General features: G+C 63.1%; 21 protein-coding genes. 13 read left to right on the forward strand and 8 right to left on the reverse strand.

Features of this window, described 5'->3' with window-relative positions; translation table 11 throughout:
• Positions 1-130: 130 nt before the first annotated feature.
• Entirely contained in the window at positions 131-1,624 is a 1,494-nt protein-coding gene (locus KI243_RS31890; RefSeq protein WP_017125535.1) for an aldehyde dehydrogenase, read from the reverse strand.
• A gap of 238 nt (positions 1,625-1,862) precedes the next feature.
• Here KI243_RS31890 and KI243_RS31895 point away from each other — a divergent pair, with 238 nt between their 5' ends.
• A complete protein-coding gene (locus tag KI243_RS31895) occupies positions 1,863-2,225 on the forward strand; it encodes a cupin domain-containing protein (RefSeq protein WP_017125536.1) in 363 nt (120 codons plus the stop codon).
• Here the strand turns inward: KI243_RS31895 and KI243_RS31900 are convergent, their stop codons facing one another.
• From KI243_RS31900 to rpmB, 3 genes are all read right to left on the reverse strand, one after another.
• The gene (locus KI243_RS31900) at positions 2,226-3,608 is read right to left on the reverse strand and encodes a hypothetical protein (RefSeq protein ID WP_017125537.1); all 1,383 of its coding nucleotides are present in this window, start codon (positions 3,606-3,608) and stop codon (positions 2,226-2,228) included.
• A gap of 161 nt (positions 3,609-3,769) precedes the next feature.
• The gene (rpmG, locus tag KI243_RS31905) at positions 3,770-3,925 is read right to left on the reverse strand and encodes a 50S ribosomal protein L33 (RefSeq protein ID WP_003177274.1); all 156 of its coding nucleotides are present in this window, start codon (positions 3,923-3,925) and stop codon (positions 3,770-3,772) included.
• Between the two features lie 12 nt (positions 3,926-3,937).
• On the reverse strand, positions 3,938-4,171 hold the full coding sequence (gene rpmB, locus KI243_RS31910) for a 50S ribosomal protein L28 (RefSeq protein WP_007921114.1): 234 nt from the start codon (positions 4,169-4,171) through the stop codon (positions 3,938-3,940).
• Between the two features lie 450 nt (positions 4,172-4,621).
• Here rpmB and KI243_RS31915 point away from each other — a divergent pair, with 450 nt between their 5' ends.
• Complete coding sequence (locus tag KI243_RS31915; protein WP_017125539.1) at positions 4,622-6,211, forward strand: ABC transporter substrate-binding protein; 1,590 nt, start codon at positions 4,622-4,624, stop codon at positions 6,209-6,211.
• 128 nt (positions 6,212-6,339) lie between these two features.
• Here KI243_RS31915 and radC read toward each other — a convergent pair whose 3' ends face one another.
• Entirely contained in the window at positions 6,340-7,014 is a 675-nt protein-coding gene (radC, locus tag KI243_RS31920) for a DNA repair protein RadC (protein ID WP_017125540.1), read from the reverse strand.
• A gap of 133 nt (positions 7,015-7,147) precedes the next feature.
• On the opposite strand from radC, the gene coaBC reads away from it, so the two are divergent.
• The 4 genes from coaBC (at position 7,148) to argB (ending at position 12,456) form a co-directional block, all read left to right on the forward strand.
• Positions 7,148-8,356, forward strand: a complete 1,209-nt coding sequence (gene coaBC / locus KI243_RS31925) for a bifunctional phosphopantothenoylcysteine decarboxylase/phosphopantothenate--cysteine ligase CoaBC (RefSeq protein ID WP_103032865.1) — start codon at positions 7,148-7,150, stop codon at positions 8,354-8,356.
• A gap of 5 nt (positions 8,357-8,361) precedes the next feature.
• Positions 8,362-8,817, forward strand: a complete 456-nt coding sequence (gene dut, locus KI243_RS31930) for a dUTP diphosphatase (RefSeq protein ID WP_017125542.1) — start codon at positions 8,362-8,364, stop codon at positions 8,815-8,817.
• Between the two features lie 1,285 nt (positions 8,818-10,102).
• On the forward strand, positions 10,103-11,497 hold the full coding sequence (gene algC, locus KI243_RS31935) for a phosphomannomutase/phosphoglucomutase (RefSeq protein WP_209436724.1): 1,395 nt from the start codon (positions 10,103-10,105) through the stop codon (positions 11,495-11,497).
• A 53-nt stretch (positions 11,498-11,550) separates the two neighbouring features.
• Positions 11,551-12,456, forward strand: a complete 906-nt coding sequence (argB, locus tag KI243_RS31940; RefSeq protein WP_017125544.1) for an acetylglutamate kinase — start codon at positions 11,551-11,553, stop codon at positions 12,454-12,456.
• Between the two features lie 70 nt (positions 12,457-12,526).
• Here argB and KI243_RS31945 read toward each other — a convergent pair whose 3' ends face one another.
• A complete protein-coding gene (locus tag KI243_RS31945) occupies positions 12,527-13,306 on the reverse strand; it encodes an exodeoxyribonuclease III (RefSeq protein ID WP_017125545.1) in 780 nt (259 codons plus the stop codon).
• Between the two features lie 82 nt (positions 13,307-13,388).
• Here KI243_RS31945 and pyrE point away from each other — a divergent pair, with 82 nt between their 5' ends.
• Together pyrE and KI243_RS31955 are read left to right on the forward strand one after the other, a co-directional pair.
• A complete protein-coding gene (pyrE, locus tag KI243_RS31950; protein ID WP_017125546.1) occupies positions 13,389-14,033 on the forward strand; it encodes an orotate phosphoribosyltransferase in 645 nt (214 codons plus the stop codon).
• A gap of 6 nt (positions 14,034-14,039) precedes the next feature.
• Positions 14,040-14,621 carry a hypothetical protein gene (locus KI243_RS31955; protein ID WP_017125547.1) on the forward strand — a complete coding sequence of 194 codons (582 nt, stop codon included), beginning with the start codon at positions 14,040-14,042 and terminating at the stop codon, positions 14,619-14,621.
• A gap of 105 nt (positions 14,622-14,726) precedes the next feature.
• Here the strand turns inward: KI243_RS31955 and KI243_RS31960 are convergent, their stop codons facing one another.
• The gene (locus KI243_RS31960; RefSeq protein ID WP_017125548.1) at positions 14,727-15,092 is read right to left on the reverse strand and encodes a DUF4870 domain-containing protein; all 366 of its coding nucleotides are present in this window, start codon (positions 15,090-15,092) and stop codon (positions 14,727-14,729) included.
• A gap of 36 nt (positions 15,093-15,128) precedes the next feature.
• Positions 15,129-15,851: a ribonuclease PH gene (gene rph / locus KI243_RS31965; protein WP_017125549.1), complete on the reverse strand. Its 723-nt coding sequence runs from the start codon at positions 15,849-15,851 to the stop codon at positions 15,129-15,131.
• Positions 15,852-16,098: 247 nt separating this feature from the next.
• Between rph and KI243_RS31970 the strand changes: the two genes are divergently transcribed.
• The 5 genes from KI243_RS31970 (at position 16,099) to KI243_RS31990 (ending at position 20,609) form a co-directional block, all read left to right on the forward strand.
• Entirely contained in the window at positions 16,099-16,962 is an 864-nt protein-coding gene (locus KI243_RS31970; protein WP_017125550.1) for a YicC/YloC family endoribonuclease, read from the forward strand.
• Positions 16,963-16,974: 12 nt separating this feature from the next.
• Positions 16,975-17,595 carry a guanylate kinase gene (gmk, locus tag KI243_RS31975; protein WP_017125551.1) on the forward strand — a complete coding sequence of 207 codons (621 nt, stop codon included), beginning with the start codon at positions 16,975-16,977 and terminating at the stop codon, positions 17,593-17,595.
• A gap of 167 nt (positions 17,596-17,762) precedes the next feature.
• Positions 17,763-18,026, forward strand: a complete 264-nt coding sequence (rpoZ, locus tag KI243_RS31980) for a DNA-directed RNA polymerase subunit omega (protein WP_010447888.1) — start codon at positions 17,763-17,765, stop codon at positions 18,024-18,026.
• Positions 18,027-18,086: 60 nt separating this feature from the next.
• The gene (spoT, locus tag KI243_RS31985; RefSeq protein ID WP_017125553.1) at positions 18,087-20,192 is read left to right on the forward strand and encodes a bifunctional GTP diphosphokinase/guanosine-3',5'-bis pyrophosphate 3'-pyrophosphohydrolase; all 2,106 of its coding nucleotides are present in this window, start codon (positions 18,087-18,089) and stop codon (positions 20,190-20,192) included.
• A gap of 36 nt (positions 20,193-20,228) precedes the next feature.
• Positions 20,229-20,609 carry a RidA family protein gene (locus KI243_RS31990; protein ID WP_017125554.1) on the forward strand — a complete coding sequence of 127 codons (381 nt, stop codon included), beginning with the start codon at positions 20,229-20,231 and terminating at the stop codon, positions 20,607-20,609.
• Positions 20,610-20,652: the final 43 nt, after the last annotated feature.

Below are 20,652 nucleotides of genomic sequence, written 5' to 3' on the forward strand. Positions count from 1 at the left end.
TGGGAACGATCGTCAGACGCGTTCCTTGTGGGAGCCGGCTTGCTGGCGATGGCGTCCGGACTGACAGCGCAGGCCCCAGGACCTCATCGCCAGCAAGCCGGCTCCTACAGGTTTTGTTGCGCCCTGAAGATTACAGCTTGATCCAGGTCGCCTTCAGCTCGGTGTACTTGTCGAACGCATGCAGCGACTTGTCGCGGCCGTTACCCGACTGCTTGAAACCACCGAACGGCGCGGTCATGTCACCGCCGTCGTACTGGTTGACCCACACGCTGCCGGCACGCAGGGCCTTGGCGGTCAGGTGTGCCTTGGAGATGTTCGCGGTCCAGACGGCAGCGGCCAGGCCATACGGCGTGTCGTTGGCAATCTGGATGGCTTCTTCGACGCTATCGAAAGCGATCACCGACAGCACCGGGCCGAAGATTTCTTCCTGGGCGATCTTCATCGCGTTGCTCACGCCATCGAAAATCGTCGGCTCGACATAGGTCCCGCCAGTCTCCTGGAGGGTTCGCTTGCCGCCGGCCACCAGCTTGGCGCCATCGGCATGGCCGGAATCGATGTAGGACAGCACGGTGTTCATCTGCTGGGTGTCCACCAGGGCCCCGACATTGGTGGCCGGATCCAGCGGGTTGCCCGGCTTCCAGGCCTTCAGCGCCTCGATCACCAGCGGCAGGAAGGTGTCCTTGATCGAACGCTCCACCAGCAGGCGCGAACCAGCGGTGCAGACTTCGCCCTGGTTGAACGCGATGGCGCTGGCCGCGGCTTCGGCGGCGGCCTGCAGGTCCGGGGCGTCGGCAAAGACGATGTTCGGGCTCTTGCCGCCGGCTTCCAGCCAGACGCGCTTCATGTTCGACTCACCGGAGTAGACCATCAGTTGCTTGGCGATCTTGGTCGAACCGGTGAACACCAGGGTATCGACATCCATATGCAGGGCCAGGGCCTTGCCGACGGTGTGGCCGTAACCGGGCAGCACGTTGAGCACACCCGCCGGGATGCCGGCCTCGACGGCCAGGGCCGCGATGCGGATGGCGGTCAGCGGGGATTTTTCCGATGGCTTGAGAATCACCGAGTTACCGGTGGACAGCGCCGGGCCGAGTTTCCAGCAGGCCATCATCAGCGGGAAGTTCCACGGCACGATGGCGCCGACCACGCCGACCGGCTCGCGGGTCACCAGGCCCAACTGGTCATGGGGCGTCGCGGCGACTTCATCGTAGATCTTGTCAATGGCTTCGCCGCTCCAGCTCAGTGCCTGGGCCGCGCCCGGCACGTCAATGAACAGCGAGTCGGTGATCGGCTTGCCCATGTCTAGGGTTTCAAGCAGGGCCAGCTCTTCGGCATTGGTCTTCAGCAGCGCGGCGAAACGGATCATCGCCGCCTTGCGCTTGGCCGGCGCCAGGCGCGACCAGACGCCGGAATTGAAAGTGGCACGGGCATTTTCCACGGCGCGCTGGGCATCGGCGGCATCGCAGCTGGCAACATGCGTCAGCAGGCGGCCGTCGACCGGGCTGATGCACTCGAACGTGTCGTTGGAAACCGCGGCGGTGTATTCGCCATTGATGTAGGCGCGGCCTTCAATCTTCAGCTCACGGGCGCGTTGTTCCCAGTCAGCACGAGTCAGGGTGGTCATGCGAGTGTCCTCCTCTTATTGAAATACAAGCGCCACGCGCTCTTGCGCCAGCACCGTCCAGAATTCTGCCCGACGAGCCCTGTTTTCGGCCCACGGCACCCACCACCCTAAACCAGCGGCACCCGAAGTTTCAATATATTTGACACAAGGTCGGTAAACGCCGTTGCCATGTTCGTTTTAATAAACATAGACTCGTGACTGCCGATCACCCGCCTTACCACTGCCGAGGAAAAGCAGCATGAGCATCCAGGACATCGTCGACTTCAGCGAAGCCAGCACCACGCCCGAACGCTTTCGCCCGGTACCGGAAAAGGTGCTCAAGGGCGATCCGGAACAGACGATCTTCAATCACTACGCCAGCCCGTGCGGCCAGATGAATGCCGGTGTCTGGGAAGGCGCGGTCGGCCAATGGACGGTGAACTACACCGAGCACGAATACTGCGAAATCGTGCAGGGCGTTTCGGTGTTGCGCGATGCCGATGGCAACGCCAAGACCTTGCGCGCCGGCGACCGCTTCGTCATTCCAGCAGGCTTCAAGGGCACCTGGGAAGTGCTGGAGCACTGCCGCAAGATCTACGTGGTCTTCGAACAGAAAGCCTGATCAGGCCTCGATGCACCAGATGCGCGGGTCGTCGACGGCCCGCACCGGATAGGGCAGGTCGAGCTTGAGGTCGTCGCGCTCGACGCGCAGGCGACCGTCGTCGCCCTTCTCCAGTTCGTCCGCCGTCAGGGCCAGGATCCAGTAGAAATCCTCGCGCCCACAGGCTTCCTGCAGCCGACTCGCGACGGTGGCCGCCCTGAGTTCGATGCGACCGTCACGGAAGGCGAAGCCCGCCCGCACCCCCACTTCGATTTTCTCGGGCTGCGCGGCCAGAAGGTAGGACTGGACGATCTCGAAACTGCCCTGCATGGCTCGGTTCGACACCATCAGGCGTGCGCCGGAGGGATCGTTGAAACGCTGCAGGAACGGCTCGAAGGCCTGCGCCGCCTGGCGATTGGCCTTGGCGACGGCAGCGTCGATGCGCTGGCTCAGCACCTCGTCAGCAGGCGTGGCGAGCGGTGGCAGCGATCCCAGCAGGATCGCCACCGGCGTCTCGCCCCGGGCGACACGCGGCAGCCAGTCCACCCCCTGGCGCTCAAGCAGATACCCGGCCAGATCGCCCAGCACATAACTCTCGTGGTCGGCGGTCAGATAGTCTTCCCGCCCCTGCCGGACCAGCGCTTCGAGCATCAGTGTCGACCATTCGGCAGAGTCCGGCCGTACGCCCTGCGCCAGCAATCGGGCAACCGACTCCACATGACGCGCACTGCCTTCGGAGCGGTCGGTGTTGCCGACACGCCTGGCCTCGTCGGCATGCTCGCTCAACCAGCGGCGATGCCAATGGCTGGCCCGTGCCAACCCGTCAGGCTGTCCCTGGGCCGCCGCCAGCAGGTGACGGATGATCAGGTTGCGATATAGCCTCGGCGCGGCGGACGCGGGATACAGGACGCTGCGCTCCGCCCCAGGACCAACCACCCAGTCGTCCTCGGCGTAAAAATGAAAGGCCTCGTGGGTCGCCAGGCTGAACACATCGGGAACTGCCCGCGGATCCTTCAGGCGCTGCCGCTCATCCTCGGGCAAGGCTTCTCCCAGGCCGACAAAGACAGCCGGGCGGCCCTGCCAGCGGATCTTCCGATAGCGCTGGTACTCGTGTGACAGCCCCAGTGCGGTGACCTGCGCCATCTCCACTTCGCGCCCGCCCTGGGCATTCATCACCCAGGCGCGCCGGCCATTGCTGGTCACCAGCTGGATATCGGCAAACACCCGGGTGGCCTGGTTGAACCCGGCCAGCGCGGGCCAGGCGACTTGCGTCGCCTCGATCATCCGGCGCACATAGGCGTCGGTGCCGGTTTCGCCATCGGCCGACGGCGCCGCCGAAACCGCGACACTGGCCGCCGCCAGGAACACCAGCAACAGCAATGCAAACATCCTCGCAATGATCATCCACGCCCTCCATGACTGTGTTGTCCCGTTGTTCAGGCAGTCTAGGAAAGGCACAACGGGAGAGACGCAGGAAAAGGCCATGCGAAATGAAGGAAACAGCCGAAAAACAGGCGAAAAAAAACCCCGAACCAGTCGGGGTTTTTCTCGAAAAACAAAATCAATTACTTGATTTTGCCTTCCTTGTAGATCACGTGCTTGCGAACAACCGGATCATATTTCTTGATCTCGATTTTGTCCGGAGTAGTGCGCTTGTTCTTGTCAGTCGTGTAGAAATGACCAGTACCGGCGCTCGAGATCAAACGAATCAATTCACGCATGATTTAGCTCCCTTATACCTTGCCATCGCGACGGAGTTCGGCCAGCACGACATCAATGCCACGCTTGTCGATGATACGCATGCCCTTGGCGGAAACGCGCAGACGCACGAAACGCTTCTCCGACTCAACCCAGAAGCGGTGATGCTGCAGGTTCGGCAGGAAACGACGACGGGTTTTGTTGTTTGCGTGGGAAATGTTATTCCCAGTCACCGGACCCTTACCGGTAACTTGACAGACTCTAGACATGCCTCAGCCCTCTAAACCACATGCCCAACCCGGCATGGGTTGGCCGCTTAATCTCTCAGTCATTTGGCGCCAGGCGCCGCGTTTCTTTAAGGGTCTTACCGGCTACACCTACAAGCGAAGGAACCGGGCCCCTAGAAAAGAGCGCTGCTTTATACCAGAAAGACTACGTTGCAACAACATCAAGTGCGATTAAAACCGTGTCGAGCGCCCGAGAACCAGGGTACGGGACGCCAATGCCGGGGGCTTGGGCAACAAATGCCGCTCGTCGCACAAAGCCAGGCCCTGCGGGGAAAAGCCCGGAACCCTGTATGGGGAAGACCGCGCGATTGTACAGTGCCCCGGGCAAGCCGAGTAAAAATGGGATAGTCAATTGTCGCCCGGCGCACTAGGGTAGAGGTTTTTCCAGACTGCACTCGCAGATGGGACAACGACCTGCAAAGGAAACTGAATATGCGCTTCGCTGCCCTACCGCTATTGCTCGTCCCTTTTCTCAGCCCGCTGGCCTCGGCCGCGACCTCGCTGAGCGTCTGCACCGAAGCCAGCCCGGAGGGCTTCGACGTCGTGCAATACAACTCGTTGACCACCACCAACGCCTCGGCGGATGTGCTGATGAACCGCCTGGTGGACTTCGACGCCGCCAGCGGCAAGCTGGTGCCGAGCCTGGCCGACAGCTGGAGCGTCTCCGATGACGGCCTGACCTACGACTTCAAGCTGCACCCCGGGGTGAAATTCCATCGCACCGATTACTTCAAGCCGACCCGCGACCTGACCGCGGCCGACGTCCGCTTCAGTTTCGAACGCATGCTGGACCCGGCCAACCCCTGGCACAAGATCGCCCAGAGCGGCTTCCCCCATGCCCAGTCGCTGCAACTGCCGGCACTGATCAAGCGCATCGAGGCCACCGATCCGCTGACCGTGCGCTTTACCCTGGACCACCCGGACTCGACCTTCCTGGCGGCGCTGAGCATGGGCTTTGCCTCCATCTATTCGTCGGAATACGCCGACAAGCTGATGGCCGCCAATACCCCGGAGAAGCTCAACAGCCAGCCGATCGGCACCGGCCCGTTCGTTTTCGGGCGGTTCCAGAAGGACGCATCGATCCGTTATACCGCCAATCCGGACTACTTCGCCGGCAAGCCGGCGGTCGACAACCTGATCTTCGCGATCACCCCGGACGCCAACGTGCGGCTGCAGAAGCTGCGGCGTAACGAATGCCAGATCGCCCTCTCGCCCAAGCCCCTGGATGTCGGTGCGGCGAGCAAGGATCCGGCGCTCAAGGTGGAGAAGACCGCCGCCTTCATGACCGCCTTCCTCGCCATCAACAGCCAGCATCCGCCGCTGGACAAGCCGGAAGTCCGCCAGGCGATCAACCTGGCTTTCGACAAGACCAGCTACCTCAAGGCCGTCTTCGAGGATACCGCCGAAGCCGCCAACGGCCCTTACCCGCCCAATACCTGGAGCTACGCCAGGGACCTGCCCGGCTACGCCCACGATCCGGCGAAGGCCAAGGCGCTGCTGGCCAAGGCCGGCCTCAAGGACGGCTTCCAGACCACTATCTGGACCCGCCCGTCGGGCAGCCTGCTCAACCCCAACCCGAGCCTTGGCGCGCAACTGCTGCAGGCCGACCTGGCGGAAGTGGGGATCCAGGCGGAAATCCGCGTGATCGAATGGGGCGAACTGATCCGCCGCGCCAAAGCCGGCGAGCATGACCTGCTGTTCATGGGCTGGGCCGGCGACAATGGCGACCCGGACAACTTCCTGACCCCGCAATTCTCCTGCGCCGCCGTAAAATCCGGCACCAACTTCGCGCGTTATTGCGATGCCGGCCTGGACAAGCTGATCAGCGCCGGGAAAACCACCAGCGAACAGGGCGTGCGCAGCAAGCTCTACCAGCAGGCCCAGGCCCAGATCCAGCAGCAGGCGCTCTGGCTGCCACTGGCCCACCCGACCGCCTTCGCCCTCACGCGCAAGGATGTCCAGGGCTACCAGGTGAGTCCGTTCGGGCGCCAGGACTTCTCCCGGGTCGCCCTGAAACCCTGAGATTGACACGCCCCCTGCAGGAGCCGGCTTGCCGGCGATGAAGCCTTCGAGCCTTGCGGCGCCCATCCGGACGCCATCGCCGGCAAGCCGGCTCCTGCAAGGGATCGCGGTATCTGCCCGCCTCCCACCTACATCAGGCCATGCTCCATCATTGAAAACGGCTCGCCCTCGCCGACAATGAAATGATCGAGCACCCGCACATCCACGAATTCCAGTGCATCCTTCAGCCGCCGGGTCAGCAGCCGGTCGGCCTGGCTGGGCTCGGCAACCCCCGAAGGATGGTTGTGGCACAGGATCAACGCCGCCGCATTGTGCGCCAGCGCCCTTTTCACCACCTGGCGGGGATAAACGCTGGTGTTGTCGATGGAGCCCTGGAACAAAGCCTCGAAGGCCAGCACCCGGTGCTTGGCATCCAGAAACAGGCAGCCGAACACCTCATGGGGCTCATGGCGCAACATCGCCTTGAGGTAGTCGCGCACGGCCCGCGGACTTTCCAGGGCCGAATCACGCCGCAGGCGCTCGGCCAGGTGACGGCGGGCCATTTCCAGCACCGCCTGCAACTGGGCGAACTTGGCCGGCCCCAAACCCAGCTCACGGCTGAACTCCCGCTGGTCGGCCTCCAGCAGGCTACGCAAACTACCGAACCGTCCTAACAGATGTCGCGCCAGATCCACGGCACTTCTGCCGGAAACCCCGGTGCGCAGGAAGATCGCCAGCAGCTCGGCATCGGACAGGCTTGCCGATCCCAGCTCCAGCAGCTTCTCCCGCGGCCGCTCCGCAGCCGGCCAATTGCGAATACTCATCCCACCTCCCTGTCCTTTGGGCCCCGCTGTTCCATGGCGGGCGCTGTGTTATCGTAGCCCATCTTTTTTACCCCCGATCCGGCCTGGGGAGGCGTCGTCGGGGGTAGCAATCACCGGACTAAAAGGCAGGCCTATGCAGCGGCTGTATCGGAAACGCATCGTTCTCGGCGTCGGCGGCGGCATTGCTGCCTACAAGAGCGCCGAGCTGGTTCGCCGACTTCTCGACCAGGGCGCCGAAGTGCGCGTGGTCATGACCCGCGGCGGCAGCGAGTTCATCACCCCGCTGACCATGCAGGCGCTGTCCGGGCACCCGGTGCACCTGGACCTGCTCGACCCGGCGGCCGAAGCCGCGATGGGCCATATCGAACTGGCCAAGTGGGCCGACCTGGTGCTGATCGCGCCCGCCACCGCCGACCTGATCGCACGCCTGGCCCAGGGCATCGCCGACGACCTGCTGACCACCCTGGTGCTCGCCACCGACGCCACCGTGGCCATCGCCCCGGCGATGAACCAGGCCATGTGGCGCGATCCCGCGACCCAGGCCAACACCCAGTTGTTGCAGAGCCGCGGCCTGAAAGTCTTCGGCCCGGCCTCCGGCAGCCAGGCCTGCGGCGACGTCGGCCTGGGGCGCATGCTCGAAGCCACCGACCTGGCCCAGTGCGCCGCCGACTGCTTCCAGCACCTGGCACTGACCGGCAGGCATGTCCTGATCACCGCCGGCCCGACCCAGGAAAACATCGACCCAGTGCGCTACATCACCAACCACAGCTCCGGGAAAATGGGCTTTGCCCTGGCCGAGGCCGCGGTCGAGGCCGGCGCCCGGGTGACCCTGATCACCGGCCCGGTGCACCTGCCGACGCCTGACCGGGTCAGCCGTATCGATGTCGTCAGCGCCCGCGACATGCTCGCCGCCTGCGAAGCCGCGATCCCCTGCGATCTGTTCATTGCCTCGGCCGCGGTGGCGGACTACCGCCCTGAAGTGGTTGCCCCGCAAAAACTCAAGAAAGATCCTACGAACGGCGACGGCCTGCTGCTGCAGATGGTGCGCAACCCGGACATCCTGGCCACCATCGCCTCACGTCCCGATCGTCCGTTCAGCGTCGGTTTTGCCGCCGAGACCGAGCATCTGCTCGACTACGCCGCGCGCAAGCTGAAGGACAAGAACCTCGACCTGATCGTCGCCAATGACGTGGCCAACCCCAGCATCGGCTTCAACAGCGAGGAAAACGCCTGCAGCGTGATCGACCGGGACCTGCACGCGACACTTTTCGCCCAGACCAGCAAAGGCAAGATTGCCCGCCAGCTGATCTCTTTTATCGCCACACGACTGAACCAGGTTTAATCCACATGCACGCTTTGCAAGCCAAGATCCTCGACCCACGCATCGGCAACGAATTCCCGCTGCCGCAGTACGCCACCCCCGGCTCGGCCGGCCTCGACCTGCGCGCCATGCTCCAGCAGGACACCGTACTGGAACCGGGCCAGACCTTGCTGATCCCTACCGGCCTGTCGGTCTATATCGGCGATCCGGGCCTCGCCGCGCTGATCCTGCCGCGCTCCGGCCTGGGCCACAAGCACGGTATCGTGCTGGGCAACCTGGTCGGCCTGATCGACTCGGACTACCAGGGCGAGCTGATGGTGTCGTGCTGGAACCGCGGCCAGACCGCCTTCAATATCGCCGTCGGCGAGCGCATCGCCCAACTGGTGCTGGTGCCGGTGGTCCAGGCGCATTTCGAACTGGTCCAGGAGTTCGACGAAAGCCAGCGCGGTGCCGGCGGTTTCGGGCATTCGGGCAGCCATTGACCTACGCTGATCAAGGCCGGGCTCCACACCCGGCCTGAACAATTCGCGCTGCACTTCAGGATGAGTTTCGCGGAGACGGTATTTGAAAGGCATCAAGCGCAGTGCAAAGACCGCCAACGGTCCCGAACACCCTGACCATTCGTCTTCGAATGAGGCCGCCAATCCACTGCTTCCGGGCCTGAAGATCGCCCTCGGCGGCCTGCTGCTGGCAGCCGCACTGCTCTGGTTCGGCGTGCTGGGCCCATCGCACCAGTACTTCCGCCTGCAACTGGCGCAAACAGCCGGTTCCGTGATGGCCTCGGGCCTGGGACAGGCCACCACCGACCTGATCGCCCAGACCGACGCCGCCGCGCTCAACCCCGCCCTGCTGAAAGCCCTGCAAAGCCAGAACGCCGATAGCGTGAAAGCGACGGAAGACAGCCTGCGCCATATGGATGGCCTGGTGGACGTGCAGCTCAACCTGCGGGACGCCGCCCAGCCGGTTGCCGACCGTGCGGCGCCGCTGAACTTCTCGGCCCTGGACCTGATCCGCCGCGCCGAACGCGGCACCCGGCCACCGCCGGAGGCCTACAAGGTCGGCCAGCGCTGGCTGGTGTACAGCGTAGCGACCCTCGGCGACGCAACCGATGCCCGTGGAACCCTGCTGCTGGTATTCGACCTGCAACGCCTGCTCAAGCCCCTCGGCACCTGGCACCCGGACAACGGTTCGCTGCAGCTCACCCAAAGCATTCTCGGCAGCCCGGAACAGGTACTCGACCAGCGGGGCAATGGCGCCTCGGGGGATAGCTATACCCTCGGCACCAACAACGCCAACTGGATACTGAAGTTCAGCCCCGGCCCGGCGTTCCAGTTCGGCTACCCGCTCAGCGCCTATGGACTCATGCTCCTGGCGCTGCTGGTGGTGCTCGGCAGCGCGGTGCTGGCGATCTACCTGACCCACAAACGCCTGCAAAACCGTCTCGACGGCGATGCCCGACAGCTGGAACAGCTGTTTCACGAACTCTCCGGCGGAAAAGCCGTCAAAGCCTTCAGTTTGAGCCTGCCGGCCCTCAACGGACTGGCGCAGGATCTGGCGCGCTTCTCTCTGCGCAATGGCCAGCCTGCCGCCGCCGCGAATCAACCCGGCATCGATCCAGGCCCGACGACCAGCAGTGCCCCAGCGCCGATCCAGACCGTCACCCCGGGTGCCGAATGGATCGATCCGCTGTTCCAAGATACCGATATCCTCGATGTCGACATTCTCGACGAAAACCAGGATTTCCTGAGAACGGAGCACCCTCTCGCCATGAACAGCATCACACGCACTGTCCCGACATTCCCCGACAGCATCTTCCGCGCCTATGACATCCGCGGCACGATTCCGGAAACCCTGACCGCCGAAACCGCCTACTGGATCGGTCGTGCCATCGGCTCGCAGAGCCTGGCCCAGGGCGAACCGAATGTATCGGTTGGCCGCGACGGGCGCCTGTCCGGCCCGGAGCTGGTCCAGCAACTGATCCAGGGCCTGCATGACAGCGGCTGCCATGTCAGCGATGTCGGCCTGGTGCCGACACCGGCGCTGTACTACGCCGCCAACGTGCTGGCCGGCAAGTCCGGGGTCATGCTCACCGGCAGCCACAACCCGTCGAACTACAACGGCTTCAAGATCGTCATCGCCGGCGACACCCTCGCCAACGAACAGATCCAGGCCCTGCACACGCGCCTGAAGACCAACGACCTGAGCAGCGGCAAGGGCAGCATCGAGAAGGTCGAGATCCTCGACCGCTACTTCCGGCAGATCCGCGAAGACATCGTCCTGGCGAAGAAACTCAAGGTAGTGGTCGACTGCGGCAACGGTGCCGCCGGCGTGATCGCCCCACAACTGATCGAAGCCCTGGGCTGCGAAGTGATTCCGCTGTTCTGCGACGTCGACGGCAACTTCCCGAACCACCACCCGGACCCGGGCAAGCCGGAAAACCTCGAGGACCTGATCGCCAAGGTCAAGGAAACCAATGCCGACCTGGGCCTGGCCTTCGACGGTGACGGCGACCGCGTCGGCGTGGTGACCAACACCGGCAACATCGTGTTCCCGGACCGCCTGCTGATGCTGTTCGCCAAGGACGTGGTGTCGCGCAATCCGGGCGCGGATATCATCTTCGACGTCAAATGCACCCGGCGCCTGACTCCCCTGATCCAGGAATATGGCGGCCGCCCGGTAATGTGGAAGACCGGTCACTCGCTGATCAAGAAAAAAATGAAGCAGAGCGGCGCCCTGCTGGCCGGCGAGATGAGCGGCCATATCTTCTTCAAGGAGCGCTGGTTCGGTTTCGACGACGGCATCTACAGCGCCGCGCGCCTGCTGGAGATCCTCAGCCAGGAGAAAGCCACCGCCGAGGAGCTGTTCGCCACCTTCCCGAACGATATTTCCACGCCGGAAATCAATATCAATGTGACCGACGAGAGCAAATTCAGCATCATTGAAGCCTTGCACGACGCACAATGGGGCGACGCCAACCTGACCACCATCGACGGTGTACGGGTCGACTACCCCAAAGGCTGGGGCCTGGTTCGCGCCTCCAACACCACGCCGGTGCTGGTACTGCGCTTCGAGGCCGATACCGAGGCCGAGCTGCAGCGCATCAAGGATGTGTTCCACGCGCAACTGAAACGTGTTGCACCCGATCTCCAACTACCGTTCTGACATACAGGCGGTGTAAAAACACCGTCTGACCACTTGTTCCACCGGAGCCCTGAATGACCCTCGAACGCGATGCCGCTGCCAATACCGCCAAGGTTCTTTCCGAAGCGTTGCCTTACATCCGCCGCTACGTCGGCAAGACGCTGGTGATCAAGTACGGCGGCAATGCTATGGAAAGCGAAGAGCTGAAGACCGGCTTTGCCCGCGATATCGTGTTGATGAAGGCCGTGGGCATCAACCCGGTAGTCGTGCATGGCGGTGGCCCGCAGATCGGCGACCTGCTCAAGCGCCTGTCCATCGAGAGCCATTTCGTCGACGGCATGCGCGTCACCGACGCGCAGACCATGGACGTGGTGGAAATGGTCCTCGGCGGCCAGGTGAACAAGAGCATCGTCAACCTGATCAACCGTCATGGCGGCAGTGCCATCGGCCTGACCGGCAAGGACGCTGAGCTGATCCGTGCGAAAAAGCTCACCGTGACCCGCCAGACCCCGGAAATGACCGCGCCGGAAATCATCGACTACGGCCAGGTGGGCGAAGTGGTCGGGATCAATACCGATCTGCTGAACCTGCTGGTCAAGGGCGACTTCATCCCGGTGATCGCGCCGATCGGCGTGGGCGCCAATGGTGAGTCCTACAACATCAACGCCGACCTAGTCGCCGGCAAGATCGCCGAGGCACTGAAAGCCGAGAAGCTCATGCTGCTGACCAATATCGCCGGCCTGATGGACAAGGAAGGCAAGGTCCTGACCGGCCTGAGCACCGACCAAGTCAACGGCCTGATCGCCGACGGCACCATCTACGGCGGCATGCTGCCAAAGATCCAGTGTGCGCTGGAAGCGGTACAGGGCGGCGTGGGCAGCTCGCTGATCATCGACGGCCGGGTACCGAATGCGGTCCTGCTGGAGATCTTCACCGACACCGGCATGGGCACCCTGATCAGCAATCGCAAGCGCCACTAAGCGCCGGCGATGAAAAAAGCCCCGCTCCGGGAAACCGGGCGGGGCTTTTTTCTGCCGTCTGGACAACGACTCAGATGGTCAGCGTCCAGTCGTAGTCGACGATCAGCGGTGCGTGCTGCGAGAAGCGCGGCTGGCGCGGCAGGCGCGCGCTGCGTACGAAGCGGCGCAGGCCCGGCGTCAGGATCTGGTAATCGAAGCGCCAGCCGAGGTTGAGCATCTCAGCCTGCTCGTTATCCGGCCACCAGCTGTACTGGTCGCCTTCGCGGCTGACTTCGCGCAGGGCATCGACATAGCCCATGTTGCCGACAATCTCGTCCATCCAGGCGCGCTCAGGCGCCAAGAAGCCCGGGGATTGCTGGCTGTCGCGCCAGTTCTTGATGTCGAGCTTCTGCTGCGCCACGTAGAGCGAGCCGCAATAGATGTACTCGCGACGTTTGCGCCGCTGCTTATCCAGGTAGCGGGCGAAGTCGTCCATAAGCTTGAACTTCTGGTTCAAGTCTTCATCGCCGTTCTGCCCTGATGGAAGCAGCAAGGTCGCGATGCTGACCTTGTCGAAATCGGCTTGCAGGTAGCGCCCGTAGCGGTCTGCCGTCTCGAAACCGAGACCGCTGATGACAGCCTTCGGTTGCAACCGCGAATACAGAGCCACGCCACCTTGGGCAGGGACTTCGGCATCGCAGGCATAAAGGAAGTAGCCATCCAGTTGGAAGGCTGGGTCGTCCAGTTCAAAGGCGGAGGCGCGGGTGTCCTGCAGGCAGATGACGTCGGCATTCTGGGCTTGCAGCCAACTGAGCAAACCACGCTCGACTGCAGCCTGAATACCATTGACGTTCACACTGATGATCCGCATAAATGGCCCCAAAAATCACGTGCGTGTATGATACCCGAGGTCTACCTAATTAGCTAAATCCGTGGTATTTGGGGCTTTTTTCATGCAGGCGTATCAGCGCGATTTCATTCGTTTTGCCATCGATCGCGGGGTTTTGCGCTTCGGTGAGTTCACCCTGAAGTCCGGACGCACCAGTCCTTACTTCTTCAATGCCGGCCTGTTCAACTCAGGTTCCGCCCTGGCCCAGCTGGGGCGTTTCTATGCCGCGGCGATCGTCGAGAGCGGTATTCCCTTCGACGTTCTGTTCGGCCCGGCCTACAAGGGCATTCCCCTGGCGGCCGCGACTGCCGTGGCGTTGGCCGAGCATCACCAGCTCGATCTGCCATGGTGCTTCAACCGCAAGGAGGCCAAGGCCCACGGCGAAGGCGGCAGCCTGGTCGGCGCGCCATTGACCGGCAACGTGCTGATCATCGACGACGTGATCACCGCCGGTACGGCAATTCGCGAAGTGATGCAGATCATCGAATCCCAGGACGGCGCCAAGGCCGCGGGCGTGTTGATCGCGCTGAATCGCCAGGAACGCGGCAACGGTGAGTTGTCGGCGATCCAGGAAGTCGAACGTGACTTCGGCATTCCGGTGGTCAGCATCGTGTCGCTGAACCAGGTCCTCGAATTCCTCGCCGGCGACGAGCAGCTCAAGCAGCATCTGCCGGCGGTCGAGGCTTATCGCGCACAGTACGGGATCTGACCCTTCTTGAGGCGCGGATACCTGTGGCTGGCCCTGGCCATCGGGGCTTCGTTCGCCGTGCAGGCGGACGAAGTGCTGCTGTACCGTTATGTCGATAACAAAGGCGTGACGGTCCTGGATCGCCAGGGTGTGCCGCCGGAGTACATCGGCAAGGGCTACCAGGTGCTCAACCAGCGCGGCCGGGTGATCCAGACCGTGGCCCCGGCGCTCACCGCCGAACAGATCCAGCAGAAGCAGGCCGAGAAAGCCCAGGCCGATGCCAATGCGCAATTGCTGCAGCGCTATTCCAGCGTCGATGAGGTCGACAAGGCCCAGGGACGCAAGCTGGCCGAGCTGGATGGGTTGATTGCCAGCGTGCAGACCAATCTCCAGGCGTTGCTGGCCCAGCAGGCTGCCCTGCAAGGCCAGGCGGCGGAGCAGGAACGCGCCGGCAAGGAGGTTTCGCCACAACTACTGGCCCAGCTCGCCGGCTTGCGCGACGAGCAGGTGCGGATGAAGGCCGATATCGACAAGTATCGGGCGGCACGGGTCCAGTCACAGCAGGATTTCGCGGTGGATCGGGCACGGGTCGAGCAGTTGCTGCGCTGACCGACAACCACAAAAAAGCCGACCTCGCGTCGGCTTTTTTGTGCGTCGGGCTGGACAGGGGAGCTTGTACCGCCGCCTGCGCATCAACCCAGCCCCGACCCGAAGCTACTTGATCGGACGCCAGGTGAACGGATAGCGATAGGCGATGCCCTGGTTGGCCTTGATGCCGGCAATGATGGTCAACACCACCGCACCGATGGCCAGCAGGCCGAACAGCAGGAAACCGATCACCACGAACATCAGCGCAAAACAGACCATCGCGGCCACCGCCACGGTGATCTGGAAATTCAGCGCTTCCTTGCCCTGGGCATCGATGAACGGATCCTGCTCGCGCTTCATCTGCCAGAGGATCAACGGCCCGATCAGGCTGCCGAAGGGAAACCAATAGCCGAGAAACGCCGACAAGTGACAGAACATCGCCCACTGACGGACGTTTGCATCCGGTGCCGGCACAGGCATCTGCTCACTCATGGCGCACTCCTTTTACGCGGGGAAAAGTCCGGATCATCAGTCAGCCAGTGCGGCGTTCTGCAATTCGAAGATCTCGTTCATGCCTTTTTGTGCCAGTGCCAGCATCGCATTCAGCTCTTCCGGCTGGAACGGCGCGCCTTCGGCGGTGCCCTGGACCTCGATGAAGCCACCGGTGCTGGTCATCACCACGTTGAGGTCGGTCTCGGCGGCGGAGTCTTCCAGGTAGTCCAGGTCGAGTACCGGCTCACCCTGGTACATGCCCACCGAAACGGCGGCAATCATCTGCTTGAGCGGGCTGCCACCCTTCAGGCCGCCACGTTTCTTGATCACGGCCAGGGCATCGGCCAGCGCCACCATGGAACCGGTGATGGACGCGGTGCGGGTGCCGCCGTCGGCCTGGATCACATCGCAGTCGACATACAGGGTCACGTCGCCGAGCTTGGACATATCCAGCGAAGCACGCAGCGAACGGCCGATCAGGCGCTGGATTTCCAGGGTCCGGCCGCCCTGCTTGCCACGGCTCGCCTCACGCTGGTTACGCTCGCCGGTGGCCCGTGGCAGCATGCCGTACTCGGCGGTCAGCCAACCCTGGCCCTGGCCCTTGAGGAAGCGCGGCACCCCATTCTCGACACTGACCGTACAAATCACTTTGGTGTCACCGAACTCGACCAGTACAGATCCCTCGGCGTGTTTGGTGTAGTTGCGGGTGATGCGGATCGAGCGGAGCTGATCGGCGGCGCGACCACTTGGACGTTTCATCTGGGAATACCTGTACAGGGACGGAAATCTACCCGGCATTATAGAGGGCATGGCCCGCGCTGGGCACTTCTTAAAATTCTGCAGCCGCCGGCTCCCACGGTTTCGCGGCGATCGGCAGGTCATCGACCGGCATTGGGGCATTCGCCGCACTGCGCTACAATCCTGCGCCTTTGCTGCCAGTCGGCTTTAATTTATTCATCAGGTCAGCCCCGGCAACGCCGGCAGGCCCGAACAGCGAGGTACCTCCATGGTCCACAGCATGACCGCCTTCGCCCGAGTCGAAAGCGCCGGAACCCAGGGCACCCTGAGCTGGGAACTGCGCTCGGTCAACAGCCGTTACCTGGAACCGCACCTGCGCCTGCCGGAAGCGTTCCGCGACCTCGAGGGCGCGGTGCGCGAAGCCCTGCGCCAGGGCCTGTCCCGGGGCAAGCTGGAATGCACCCTGCGCTTCACCGAGGAAACCACCGGCAAGCCGCTGCAGGTCGACCGCGAACGCGCCACGCAACTGATCGCCGCCGCCGAGACCGTCGCCGGCCTGATCAAGCAGCCGGCCGCGCTGAACCCGCTGGAAGTGCTGGCCTGGCCCGGCGTGCTGGTGGCCGATGCCAGCGACCCGCAGGCCCTCAACAATGAAGCCCTGGCCCTGTTCAACAAAGGCCTGAAGGAACTGAAGAACGGCCGCGAGCGCGAAGGCGCGGAGCTGGCCCGACTGATCAACGAACGCCTGACCTCGATCGAGGAAGATGTCCTGACCCTGCGCGAACTGGTGCCGCAAATGCTCGCCACCCAGCGCCAGAAGGTTCTCGACCGCTTCGCCGACATGCAGGCCGAACTGGATCCGCTGCGCCTGGAACAGGAAATGGTCCTGCTGGCGCAGAAAAGCGACGTGGCCGAGGAACTCGACCGCCTGAGCACGCATATCATCGAAGTACGCCGGGTGCTCAAGTCCGGCGGGGCCGCCGGCCGGCGCCTGGACTTCCTGATGCAGGAGCTCAACCGCGAAGCCAATACCCTGGGCTCCAAGGCCTTCGACCCGCGCAGCACCACCGCCGCGGTCAACCTCAAGGTGTTGATCGAGCAGATGCGCGAACAAGTACAGAATATCGAGTAAGGCTACCCCGACATGACCCACAGCACTGGCACCCTCTACATCATTTCCGCACCGTCGGGCGCAGGCAAGACCAGCCTGGTCAAGGCCCTGATCGATGCCCAGCCGCAGATCCGCGTCTCGGTTTCGCACACCACCCGCGCCATGCGTCCGGGCGAAGTCGACGGGGTGAACTACCACTTCGTCGACCGCGCCGAGTTCGTGCAGATGATCGAGCACGGCGATTTCCTCGAGCAGGCCGAAGTCTTCGGCAACCTCTATGGCACCTCGCAGAGTCACCTGCAGCAGACCCTGGACGAAGGCCATGACCTGATCCTCGAAATCGACTGGCAAGGCGCCGAACAGGTGCGCCGGCAGATGCCCCAGGCCAGGTCGATCTTCATCCTGCCGCCGAGCCAGCACGCCCTGCGCCAGCGCCTGACCAACCGCGGCCAGGACAGCGATGAGATCATCGAAGGGCGGATGCGCGAGGCCGTCAGTGAAATGAGCCACTACGTCGAATACGATTTCCTGATCATCAACGACGATTTCGCCCACGCCCTGGACGATCTCAAGGCGATTTTCCGCGCCAACCAGTTGCAACAGCAGTCCCAGCAGCAGCGTTTCAGCGCCCTGCTGACGCAATTGCTGGCATGACAAGGACTTCCCAAAACCGCTGCGAGGGCTTTACATTGGCACTTGTAGCGCGTTCGGGTGTTTGCTGGAAAAATCAGCGCTTCCCTAATCGCTGGTGATTTTTTAAACTGTTCAGTCCGCTCGCCCATCCGGGCAGCGCGCCTACCGCATTTGCTACGAGGAACACCATGGCCCGCGTAACCGTTGAAGACTGCCTAGAACACGTGGATAACCGTTTTGAGCTGGTCATGCTCTCTACCAAGCGTGCTCGTCAACTGGCGACCGGCGGCAAAGAGCCGAAAGTGGCATGGGAAAACGACAAGCCTACCGTTGTGGCCCTGCGTGAAATCGCCGAAGGCCTGGTGAGCTACGAAATGATCGCCAACGAAGAGATCGTCGAAGACGAACCTCTGTTCGCGGCGTTCGAGGACGAGTCCAACGAGGCCGTCTAAGCCTATGCCTGGTCGACGTAGCACGGCGCAGGGTACAAGGCTTCGGCCGGGGGAAACCTCATGCCGAGCATAGACGCCCTCGCCGATCGCTTATCGACCTACCTCGGCGCCGACCAGGTCAATCTGGTCCGCCGGGCGTATTTCTACGCCGAACAAGCCCACGATGGCCAACGCCGTCGCAGCGGCGAAGCCTACGTCACGCATCCGCTGGCGGTGGCCAATATTCTTGCCGACATGCACATGGACCATCAGAGCCTGATGGCGGCGATGCTGCATGACGTGATCGAAGACACCGGGATCGCCAAGGAAGCGCTGCAGGCGCAGTTCGGCGAAACCGTGGCCGAACTGGTCGACGGGGTCAGCAAGCTGACCCAGATGAATTTCGAGACCAAGGCCGAGGCCCAGGCGGAAAACTTCCAGAAGATGGCCATGGCCATGGCTCGCGATATCCGCGTGATCCTGGTCAAGCTCGCCGACCGCCTGCACAACATGCGCACCCTGGAAGTGCTGTCCGGCGAGAAGCGCCGGCGCATCGCCAAGGAAACCCTCGAGATCTACGCACCCATCGCCAACCGGCTGGGCATGCATGCGATCCGCGTCGAGTTCGAAGACCTCGGCTTCAAGGCCATGCACCCGATGCGTTCCGCGCGGATCTACCAGGCGGTCAAGCGCGCCCGGGGCAACCGCAAGGAAATCGTCAACAAGATCGAGGAATCCCTCAGCCACTGCCTGGCCGTCGACGGCATCCAGGGCGAGGTCAGCGGCCGGCAGAAACACCTCTACGGCATCTACACCAAGATGCGCGGCAAGCGCCGGGCCTTCAACGAGATCATGGACGTCTATGCGTTCAGGATCATCGTCGACAAGGTCGACACCTGCTATCGCGTGCTCGGTGCTGTCCATAATCTGTACAAGCCCCTGCCCGGCCGCTTCAAGGACTACATCGCGATTCCCAAGGCCAACGGCTACCAGTCGCTGCATACGACGCTGTTCGGCATGCACGGCGTACCGATCGAGATCCAGATCCGTACCCGCGAAATGGAAGAGATGGCCAACAACGGCATCGCCGCCCACTGGCTGTACAAGTCCAGCGGCGACGAGCAGCCCAAGGGCACCCACGCCCGCGCCCGCCAGTGGGTCAAGGGCGTGCTGGAAATGCAGCAACGTGCCGGCAACTCCCTGGAATTCATCGAGAGCGTGAAGATCGACCTGTTTCCCGACGAGGTCTACGTCTTCACGCCCAAGGGCCGGATCATGGAGCTGCCAAAAGGCTCCACGGCGGTCGACTTCGCCTACGCGGTGCACACCGACGTCGGCAACAGCTGCATTGCCTGCCGGATCAATCGCCGTCTCGCCCCGCTGTCCGAACCGCTGCAAAGCGGCTCCACGGTCGAGATCGTCAGCGCCCCCGGCGCCCGGCCGAACCCGGCGTGGCTCAACTTCGTGGTCACCGGCAAGGCCCGCACGCATATCCGCCATGCCCTGAAGCTGCAGCGCCGCTCCGAATCCATCAGCCTGGGCGAACGCCTGCTGAACAAGGTCCTCAACGGCTTCGACAGCGCCCTGGACAAGATCCCGGCCGAACGCATCCAGATGATGCTCCACGAGTACCGCCTGGAGCTGATCGAAGACCTGCTGGAAGATATCGGCCTGGGCAACCGCATGGCCTACGTGGTCGCCCGCCGCCTGCTCGGCGAAGGCGAACAGCTGCCCAGCCCCGAGGGCCCGCTGGCGATTCGCGGCACCGAAGGCCTGGTGCTCAGCTACGCCAAGTGCTGCACACCGATCCCCGGCGACCCGATTGTCGGTCACCTGTCCGCGGGCAAGGGCATGGTCGTGCACCTGGACAACTGCCGCAATATCAGCGAAATCCGCCACAACCCGGAAAAATGCATCCAGCTCTCCTGGGCCAAGGATGTCACCGGCGAATTCAACGTCGAGCTGCGCGTCGAGCTGGAACACCAGCGCGGCCTGATCGCCCTGCTGGCCAGCAGCGTCAATGCGGCCGACGGCAATATCGAGAAAATCAGCATGGACGAACGCGATGGTCGCATCAGCGTGGTCCAACTGGTGGTCAGCGTGCACGACCGTGTGCACCTGGCCCGCGTGATCAAGAAACTGCGCGCACTGACCGGGGTGATCCGCATCACCCGCATGCGCGCGTAGCCGCCCAGACAGTCCAGACATTACAAGGAGTCATTCATGACCAAGAGCGTTATCAGCAGCGACAAGGCCCCGGCCGCCATCGGCACCTACTCCCAGGCGATCAAGGCCGGCAACACCGTGTACATGTCCGGCCAGATCCCCCTGGACCCGAAAACCATGGAACTGGTCGAAGGCTTCGAAGCCCAGACCGTCCAGGTCTTCGAGAACCTGAAAGCCGTGGCCGAAGCGGCCGGCGGTTCGTTCAAGGACATCGTCAAGCTGAACATCTTCCTGACCGACCTGAGCCACTTCGCCAAGGTCAACGAGATCATGGGCAAGTACTTCGAACAACCGTACCCGGCCCGCGCCGCCATCGGTGTCGCAGCGCTGCCACGCGGCTCGCAGGTCGAGATGGACGCGATCCTGGTCATCGAATAACCCGTCACCCCAGAACAACCCCGCACTGCCTGGCGCAGCCTCC

Origin of the sequence: Pseudomonas sp. Ost2, from assembly GCF_018326065.1 — a bacterium.
GTDB lineage: Bacteria > Pseudomonadota > Gammaproteobacteria > Pseudomonadales > Pseudomonadaceae > Aquipseudomonas > Aquipseudomonas gingeri.

Coding starts and splice junctions, on each gene's coding strand:
- KI243_RS31890 (WP_017125535.1), bottom strand. CDS start 1,624: ATGACCACCCTGACTCGTGCTGACTGGGAACAACGCGCCCGTGAGCTG.
- rpoZ (WP_010447888.1), top strand. CDS start 17,763: ATGGCCCGCGTAACCGTTGAAGACTGCCTAGAACACGTGGATAACCGT.
- algC (WP_209436724.1), top strand. CDS start 10,103: ATGAACAGCATCACACGCACTGTCCCGACATTCCCCGACAGCATCTTC.
- argB (WP_017125544.1), top strand. CDS start 11,551: ATGACCCTCGAACGCGATGCCGCTGCCAATACCGCCAAGGTTCTTTCC.
- KI243_RS31960 (WP_017125548.1), bottom strand. CDS start 15,092: ATGAGTGAGCAGATGCCTGTGCCGGCACCGGATGCAAACGTCCGTCAG.
- coaBC (WP_103032865.1), top strand. CDS start 7,148: ATGCAGCGGCTGTATCGGAAACGCATCGTTCTCGGCGTCGGCGGCGGC.
- KI243_RS31895 (WP_017125536.1), top strand. CDS start 1,863: ATGAGCATCCAGGACATCGTCGACTTCAGCGAAGCCAGCACCACGCCC.
- KI243_RS31970 (WP_017125550.1), top strand. CDS start 16,099: ATGGTCCACAGCATGACCGCCTTCGCCCGAGTCGAAAGCGCCGGAACC.
- rpmG (WP_003177274.1), bottom strand. CDS start 3,925: ATGCGTGAATTGATTCGTTTGATCTCGAGCGCCGGTACTGGTCATTTC.
- KI243_RS31990 (WP_017125554.1), top strand. CDS start 20,229: ATGACCAAGAGCGTTATCAGCAGCGACAAGGCCCCGGCCGCCATCGGC.
- radC (WP_017125540.1), bottom strand. CDS start 7,014: ATGAGTATTCGCAATTGGCCGGCTGCGGAGCGGCCGCGGGAGAAGCTG.
- KI243_RS31900 (WP_017125537.1), bottom strand. CDS start 3,608: ATGATCATTGCGAGGATGTTTGCATTGCTGTTGCTGGTGTTCCTGGCG.
- KI243_RS31915 (WP_017125539.1), top strand. CDS start 4,622: ATGCGCTTCGCTGCCCTACCGCTATTGCTCGTCCCTTTTCTCAGCCCG.
- KI243_RS31945 (WP_017125545.1), bottom strand. CDS start 13,306: ATGCGGATCATCAGTGTGAACGTCAATGGTATTCAGGCTGCAGTCGAG.
- pyrE (WP_017125546.1), top strand. CDS start 13,389: ATGCAGGCGTATCAGCGCGATTTCATTCGTTTTGCCATCGATCGCGGG.
- rpmB (WP_007921114.1), bottom strand. CDS start 4,171: ATGTCTAGAGTCTGTCAAGTTACCGGTAAGGGTCCGGTGACTGGGAAT.
- spoT (WP_017125553.1), top strand. CDS start 18,087: ATGCCGAGCATAGACGCCCTCGCCGATCGCTTATCGACCTACCTCGGC.
- rph (WP_017125549.1), bottom strand. CDS start 15,851: ATGAAACGTCCAAGTGGTCGCGCCGCCGATCAGCTCCGCTCGATCCGC.
- gmk (WP_017125551.1), top strand. CDS start 16,975: ATGACCCACAGCACTGGCACCCTCTACATCATTTCCGCACCGTCGGGC.
- dut (WP_017125542.1), top strand. CDS start 8,362: ATGCACGCTTTGCAAGCCAAGATCCTCGACCCACGCATCGGCAACGAA.